This is a genomic window from Mesorhizobium sp. M2A.F.Ca.ET.067.02.1.1 (assembly GCF_004023285.1).
Classification (GTDB): domain Bacteria; phylum Pseudomonadota; class Alphaproteobacteria; order Rhizobiales; family Rhizobiaceae; genus Mesorhizobium.
Genome location: NZ_RZSB01000303.1, coordinates 1 through 6,670, shown reverse-complemented (window position 1 = coordinate 6,670; position 6,670 = coordinate 1). Strand labels below are relative to the sequence as shown.

General features: G+C 64.5%; 7 protein-coding genes. 6 read left to right on the top strand and 1 reads right to left on the bottom strand.

The features are described 5' to 3' along the window. The 3 genes from EOA28_RS20075 to ligD form a co-directional block, all read left to right on the top strand. On the top strand, positions 1-349 hold a 349-nt coding region (locus EOA28_RS20075), incomplete at its 5' end, for a DUF892 family protein (RefSeq protein ID WP_148670769.1). Between the two features lie 114 nt (positions 350-463). Then, entirely contained in the window at positions 464-1,324 is an 861-nt protein-coding gene (locus EOA28_RS20070) for a Ku protein (protein WP_127253442.1), read from the top strand. A 9-nt stretch (positions 1,325-1,333) separates the two neighbouring features. Then, positions 1,334-3,835 (top strand): DNA ligase D, encoded by a 2,502-nt coding sequence (gene ligD, locus EOA28_RS20065; protein WP_127253441.1) that lies wholly within the window; start codon positions 1,334-1,336, stop codon positions 3,833-3,835. A gap of 314 nt (positions 3,836-4,149) precedes the next feature. Here the strand turns inward: ligD and EOA28_RS20055 are convergent, their stop codons facing one another. Next, positions 4,150-4,824, bottom strand: coding sequence for a winged helix-turn-helix domain-containing protein (locus EOA28_RS20055; protein WP_127253440.1), 675 nt, complete (start codon positions 4,822-4,824; stop codon positions 4,150-4,152). Between the two features lie 271 nt (positions 4,825-5,095). On the opposite strand from EOA28_RS20055, the gene EOA28_RS20050 reads away from it, so the two are divergent. The 3 genes from EOA28_RS20050 to EOA28_RS20040 all read left to right on the top strand — a co-directional run bounded on the left by EOA28_RS20050 (position 5,096) and on the right by EOA28_RS20040 (position 6,608). Then, positions 5,096-5,464, top strand: a complete 369-nt coding sequence (locus EOA28_RS20050) for an NIPSNAP family protein (protein WP_127253439.1) — start codon at positions 5,096-5,098, stop codon at positions 5,462-5,464. After that, a complete protein-coding gene (locus tag EOA28_RS20045; RefSeq protein ID WP_127253438.1) occupies positions 5,461-5,805 on the top strand; it encodes an antibiotic biosynthesis monooxygenase in 345 nt (114 codons plus the stop codon). The genes EOA28_RS20050 and EOA28_RS20045 overlap by 4 nt, the downstream gene beginning before the upstream one ends. A gap of 116 nt (positions 5,806-5,921) precedes the next feature. Next, complete coding sequence (locus tag EOA28_RS20040; protein WP_128298040.1) at positions 5,922-6,608, top strand: DUF1223 domain-containing protein; 687 nt, start codon at positions 5,922-5,924, stop codon at positions 6,606-6,608. Positions 6,609-6,670: the final 62 nt, after the last annotated feature.

Genomic DNA, 6,670 nt, shown 5'->3' with positions numbered 1-6,670 from the left:
CACGCAGACCAAGGGTCACATCGAGCGGGTCGAGCAGGTGTTCGAGCTGCATGGTGTCAAGGCCAAGACCGTCAACTGCCCGGCCATCGATGGCATCCTCGCGGAGGCTGACGAGGTCAGCGGCGATGTCGACGACAAGGATGTCCTCGATGCGGCGCTGATCGCCTCCGCGCAGGCCGTCGAGCACTATGAGATAACGCGATACGGCACGCTGATCGCCTGGGCCAAGCAGCTCAGCCGCAGCGATTGCGCCAATGTGCTGGCCAAGAACCTCAAGGAAGAAGAGGCGACCGACCGCAAGCTCACCGAGATCGCCGAAAGCAAGATCAACCTGCAGGCGGCCGAATAGCCTGACGATAAGGCCGGCGCATGGCGTCGGCTTTCCCGTCCCCGGGAACCGAAGCGGCGTTCCGGTCGTTTCGGTTTGTCCGATGTTGCCCCGATGTTGCAAGGAGTGTTCGTCATGGCGCCGCGCCCCGCCTGGAGCGGTTATCTCAAGCTTTCACTGGTCACCTGCGCCATCCAACTGAGCAACGTCGTCACCCACGCCGAAAAGGTGTCCTTCCACATCCTCAACCGAAAGACCGGCAACAGGGTGCGGCGTGTCTATGTCGACCAGAAAAGCCAAAAGCCGCTGGAAGAGGATGAGGAGGTCAGGGGCTTCGAGGTCGGCAAGGACGAATTCATCCGCATCGAGGACGAAGATATCGAGGCGGTCCAGATCCAATCCTCGCACACGCTCGATCTCGACGGTTTCGTCGACAAGGCCTCGATCGACCAGGTCTATCTCGACACGCCCTATTACGTCTCCCCCGCCGACAAGGTCTCGCAGGAGGCCTTCGCCGTCATTCGCGATGCGCTTGCGGAGAAGAAAATGGCCGGCCTCGCCCGCATCGTGCTTTATCAGCGGGAGCGCCCGGCGATGATCGAGCCATTCGGCAAAGGCATGCTGCTGACGACGCTGCGCTACGGAGATACGGTTCGCGACGCGTCCGGCGTCTTCGCCGACATCCAGTCCGCGAAGCTGGACGGCGAGATGGTCGGGCTGGCCGAGACTATCATCGACAAGAAGAAGGCGAAGTTCGACCCTGCAAAGTTCAGGGATCGGTACGAAGAATCGCTGCTCGAGCTGGTCCGCTCCAGGAAGGCCGGGAGAAAGGCGCCGAAGGCCAAGGCATCGCCGAAACCGTCCAATGTCGTTAACCTGTTCGACGCGCTGAAGAAGAGCCTCAACGCGGATGACGGCAAAGCCGGCAAGGCATCGTCCAAAGCGCCGGCCAAACGAGCGAAGGCCAAAGCCGCGCCGAAGCGCAAGTCCGCATAGGAGCCCGCAATGGCCAGCCTCGAACAATATCACGCCAAGCGCGACTTCAGGAAAACCGCCGAGCCGGCCGGCAAGGTGAAGCGCGGCAAGCAGGCCGGCGGCATCTTCGTCGTCCAGAAGCATGCCGCGACGCGGCTTCACTATGATTTCCGCCTGGAATATGACGGCGTGCTGTGGAGCTGGGCGGTGACGCGCGGCCCGAGCCTCGACCCGCATGAGAAGCGGCTGGCCGTGCATGTCGAGGATCACCCGATCGACTATGCTTCCTTCGAAGGCACCATTCCAAAGGGCCAGTATGGCGGCGGCTCGGTCCTGGTGTGGGACGAGGGTAGATGGATGCCCGATGGCGATCCCGCTCAGGGCATGAAGAAGGGCCATATCGACTTCGAGCTCGAAGGCCACAAGCTCAACGGCCGCTGGCATCTGGTCAGGCTGAGGCCGCGCCCCGGCGAGAGGCGCGACAACTGGCTGCTGATCAAATCCGACGATGCCGCCGCCCGTCCCGGCGAGGATATCCTCGAAGAAAAACCGAAATCGGTGAAATCGGGCCTGACCATCGAGGAGGTCGGCGAAGGCAAGGCGGCCAAGGGGCAGACGCCGAAGGTCTGGCAGTCCAACAGGCCCGCCAAAGCCAAGGCCGGCCGGGCCGGGCGGCTCGAATTCATCGAGCCGCAACTGGCGACGCTGGAGAAGGAAGCACCCACCGGCGACGACTGGCTGCACGAGGTGAAATTCGACGGCTATCGCATGCAGGCGCAGATCGAAGGCAGCGAGGTCAGGCTGCTCACCCGCGCCGGCCTCGACTGGACAGGGAAATTCGAGGGGCCGGTCACAGCGGCCCTGGCCAAGCTGAAATGCCGCGACGCCATCATCGACGGCGAGGTCGTGGTGCTGGCCGACAGCGGTGTGTCGTCCTTCCCGCTGCTGCAGGCGGACCTGTCGGCCCGCCGCGCCGACCGCTTCATCTATTATGTCTTCGACCTGGTGCGGCTCGACGGCGAGGACCTGCGCCGCGAGCCGCTGGTCGAACGCAAGCAGGCGCTGGCCGAACTGCTGGGCCGGCAGCCCGAGGATTCGGCACTGCGCTTCAGCGATCATTTCCACGAACCCGGCAAGGTCATGCTGCAGCATGTCTGCCGCATGGGCCTCGAAGGGGTGGTGTCGAAGCGCGCCGACGCGCCCTATCGCTGCGGGCGCGGCCTCACCTGGATCAAGTCGAAATGCACGCTCAGGCAGGAATTCGTCATCGGCGGCTATCTGCCTTCGGACAAGACGGGCCGCGGCCTGCGCTCGCTGCTGGTCGGCTTCAATGAGGGCGGCAAGCTGCACTATGCCGGCCGTGTCGGCACCGGCTTTTCCGGCAAGGTGATGACGGATCTGAAAAAGAAGCTCGATCGCCTCGAGGCGAAGACATCGCCCTTCTCGGCCGCGGTGCCGAAGGGCAAGGGGCTCACCTTCGTCAAGCCCGAGCTTGTCGGCGAGGTGGAGTTCCGCAGCTGGACATCCGACCGTATAATCCGTCATGCCTCGTTCCAGGGGCTGCGCGAGGACAAGCCGGCGGAGGAAGTCGTGCAGGAAAAGCCGAAGCAAGCCGGCAAGGCCGAGAGCGAAGCAAAGCCGGGCGCAAAACCCGCCAAGACCTCAGCCGGAGCGGCCAAGACCTCGATAAAACTCTCGCATCCCGACAAGCTGCTGTGGCCGGACGAGAAGGTTTCGAAACAGGACCTGCTCGAACACTACGCGCTGGTCTGGCCGCGCATGGAGCCATTCGTCGTCAACCGGCCGCTGAGCCTGGTGCGCGCGCCGGACGGCATCCACGGCCAGCGCTTCTTCCAGAAACACGCCTCGCCCGGCATGAGCGACAAGATCGCCCGCATGAAAGATCCGACCGATGGCGAGGAGATCCTCTACATCAAGGATTTCGACGGGCTGGCGGCGCTGGTCCAGTACGGCGTGGTCGAGGTGCACATCTGGGGCTCGACGATCGATGAGCTGGAAAAGCCGGACCAGATCATCTTCGACCTCGACCCGGACGAAGGCGTCGATGTCTCCAAAGTGCGCGAGGCGGCGCTCGACATCCGCAGGCAGCTCGACGATTTGTCGCTGCCCAATTTGGTCAAGACCTCCGGCGGCAAGGGCTATCATGTGCTGGTGCCGCTGAAACCCTCGGCGGAATGGGACGAGGTCAAGGATTTCGCGCACGACTTCGCCCGTGCGCTGGAGCAGGCGGCGCCCGACCGCTACACCGCGACATTGTCGAAGAAGGCGCGCACCGGAAAGATCTTCGTCGACTATCTGCGCAACGGCCGCGGCTCGACCACCGTCGCGCCCTATTCTTCGCGCGCCAAGAAGGGCGCCACGATATCGATGCCGGTGACCTGGCCCGAGATCGAGAAGGGGCTGGCGCCGAATGCCTTCCCGCTTGGGGATGCTTCCACACTGGCGCAACTGAAGAAAGCCGATCCGTGGAGGGAGTTCTTCAAGCTGGGGAAGGCGTTGAAAAGGGGGTGAGCCTCGCAAGCGCCGGGCAACGCCGCGATCCTTCGCGCCCCCTCTGTCCTGCCGGACTGCGCGGCCCTTCGCTGTCGCTCAGGGCTTTCGTCGCTCGGAAAGCCAAGCAATTGGCTTCCCGTCCGCTGCGCGGACCGCTCCTCAACCCCCTCAAGGGGGGAGATTGGCAGTCTCGACGCCTCGCTTGTCCTGCAATGTTGAAGGTTGGCGAAAGCCGGCATGACATCGATCTCCCCCCTTGAGGGGGAGATGCCCGGTAGGGCAGAGAGGGGGCCTCGCGCCAGCATTGCGAGGCTGTCGTTAGTGCGCGCCCCCTACGCCAGAAACACCCTCCCAAACTCTTGCCTGCCCCTCGGCGAGAACACCACGGCTCGGTTGTCCTTCTCGCGGCGGGCCCATTTCTCCGCGATGATTTTGTCGAGGATAGCGGCGCCGAGCATCCCGGCGAGATGCGAGCGCCGCACGCTCCAGTCGAGGCAGGCGCGGCACACCGGCCGCCGCGCCTTGGCCTGGATCTCGATGCCGAGCGCGGAAAAATGCGCGGCACCGGCTGGCGAGAGCCTGATTTCATTGTCCTCGCGCAGCAGAAGCTTCCGGTCGAAAAGCCGGTCGAGCATGGCCACCGCCTGCTCGCCGGCGAGGTGGTCGTAGCAGACCCGCGCCACCCGCATCGCCGCGTCGCGCGGTCCCGGCCGCACCCGCTTCGGACCGACCGCCTCGGCGACGCCGATGATCGCCTCGATCATGCCGGCCACCTGCGCGCTGGCCAGCCCGTAATAGCGGTGACGGCCCTGGCTCGCCAAGGTGAGCAGCCCGCCCTCCATCAGCTTCGACAGATGGGAGGAAGCCGTGGGCATCGACACGCCGGCTTCCAGCGCCAGCTCCGACGCCGTCAGCGCGGTGCCGCCCATCAGCGCGTTCAGCATGTTGGCGCGGGCCGGGTCGCCGACCAGGCTGGCGATGCGGGCGATGTCGGGTCCTTCACGCATGGTTCGATCCTCATCGAAGCATTCACGTCAGGGAAGCATTATTCTGGGCTCATCTCAAGCAGCCCGGGCAAACACTCCTGACAGGAGGATGCCTAGAGCATGATCCCGAAAAGTGGGAACCGGTTTTCGGAAAAGATCATGCTCCAACAAAGAGTTAGAGCAGGATGACGATTCAACGAAACGTCATCCTGCTCTAGCACAGAGCCGCCAGCGATGTTTCGATCACGGTCGAAGCATCGATGCACGCAAGCCAACCGACGAGGAGACCGACATGACCATCACCTGCTTCATCCGCTACGAGATCGACCCGTTCGGCCGGGCGGCCTTCGAGCAATATGCGCGCGCCTGGGGCCAGGCCATTCCGCGCTGCGGCGCCGAGCTCATCGGCTACTACGCGCCGCATGAAGGCTCGGCCACCACGGCCTATGCCGCCTACAATATCGAGAGCCTCGCCGCCTATGAGGCCTATCGCGCCCGGCTTGCCGAGGACCCCGCGGGCAAGGCAAATTACGAGTTCGCCAGGCGTGAGAAGTTCATCTTGAAGGAAGATCGCGTCTTCCTGAAGCTGGTGTCGGGACCGCACGGTCCAAGGCAGCTCTTTCGCACCGACGTGACCGTCAAGGAAGGAATAGAGGCATGATCGCTGTCATCTTCGAGGTCGAACCGGCCGAAGGAAAGCGCGATGCCTATCTCGGCATCGCCGCCGAGCTCAGGCCATTGCTCGAAAGCATCGACGGCTTCATCTCGGTCGAGCGCTTCCAGAGCCTGACCGATCCGAAGCGGGTGCTGTCGCTGTCCTTCTGGCGCGACGAGGAAGCGGTGAAAGCCTGGCGCAACACCGAGGAGCACCGCCAGGCGCAAAAGGCCGGCCGCGGCGGCATCTTTGCCGGCTACCGTCTGCGCATCGCCCAGGTCGTGCGCGATTACGGGCTGACGGAAAGGGCCGAAGCGCCGGAAGATAGCCGCGCGGTGAACGGATGAGCCTTCTTCCGCGATCGGAAGAGAAGCGGCCTGCAATCACAAACCGGTGAAGCCTGTAACGAAGCGATCCGCGGTGGCGAAATGGGAGCATGACCCCGCTACGGAGATTGCTTCCCATGACCCGATTGAAGACAGGCCTGCTTGCCGGCGCGATGCTCGTGGCCACGATCGGTGCCGCGGCCGCCCAGCCACTCACCGTGGTCGAGCTGTTCACCAGCCAGGGTTGCTCGTCCTGCCCGCCGGCCAATGCCAACCTGATCAAGGTCAAGGACCAGCCGGGCGTGCTGGCGCTATCGTTCAACGTCACCTACTGGGACTATCTCGGCTGGAAGGACACTTTTGGCCGCAAGGAATTCACCGACCGCCAGGTGACCTATGAGCCGTCGCTCGGCCATGACGGGCCGTTCACGCCGCAGGTGGTGGTGAATGGCAGCCATGACGCCGTGGGTGGTGCGCCCGGCGAGATCCAGGGCCTCATCGCCAACAGCGGCCACCCGCAGGGCCCCGAGCTTTCGCTCGGGCAGGGCAAGGTCAGCATCGGCGCCGGCAAGGCGCTGGGCGGCGGCGCCGACATCTGGCTGGTGCGCTACAACAAGGGCGTCGTCGAGGTGCCGGTGGCGCGTGGCGAGAACACCGGCCGCACGCTGCCGCACGCCAATGTCGTGCATGCGCTGACAAGGCTCGGCAGCTGGAACGGTGAAGCGACAACGCTGCCGCTGCCGGCGGCCAGCGGCGGCTTGAGCACCGCCGTGCTGGTGCAGGCGCCGCGCGGCGGGCCGATCCTGGCCGCCGCCGCCAACTGATTTTTCATTCCCTTTCGCGCGGGGCCGCATGGGCGGCAACGCTTCACCAAGGCCCGCATGCG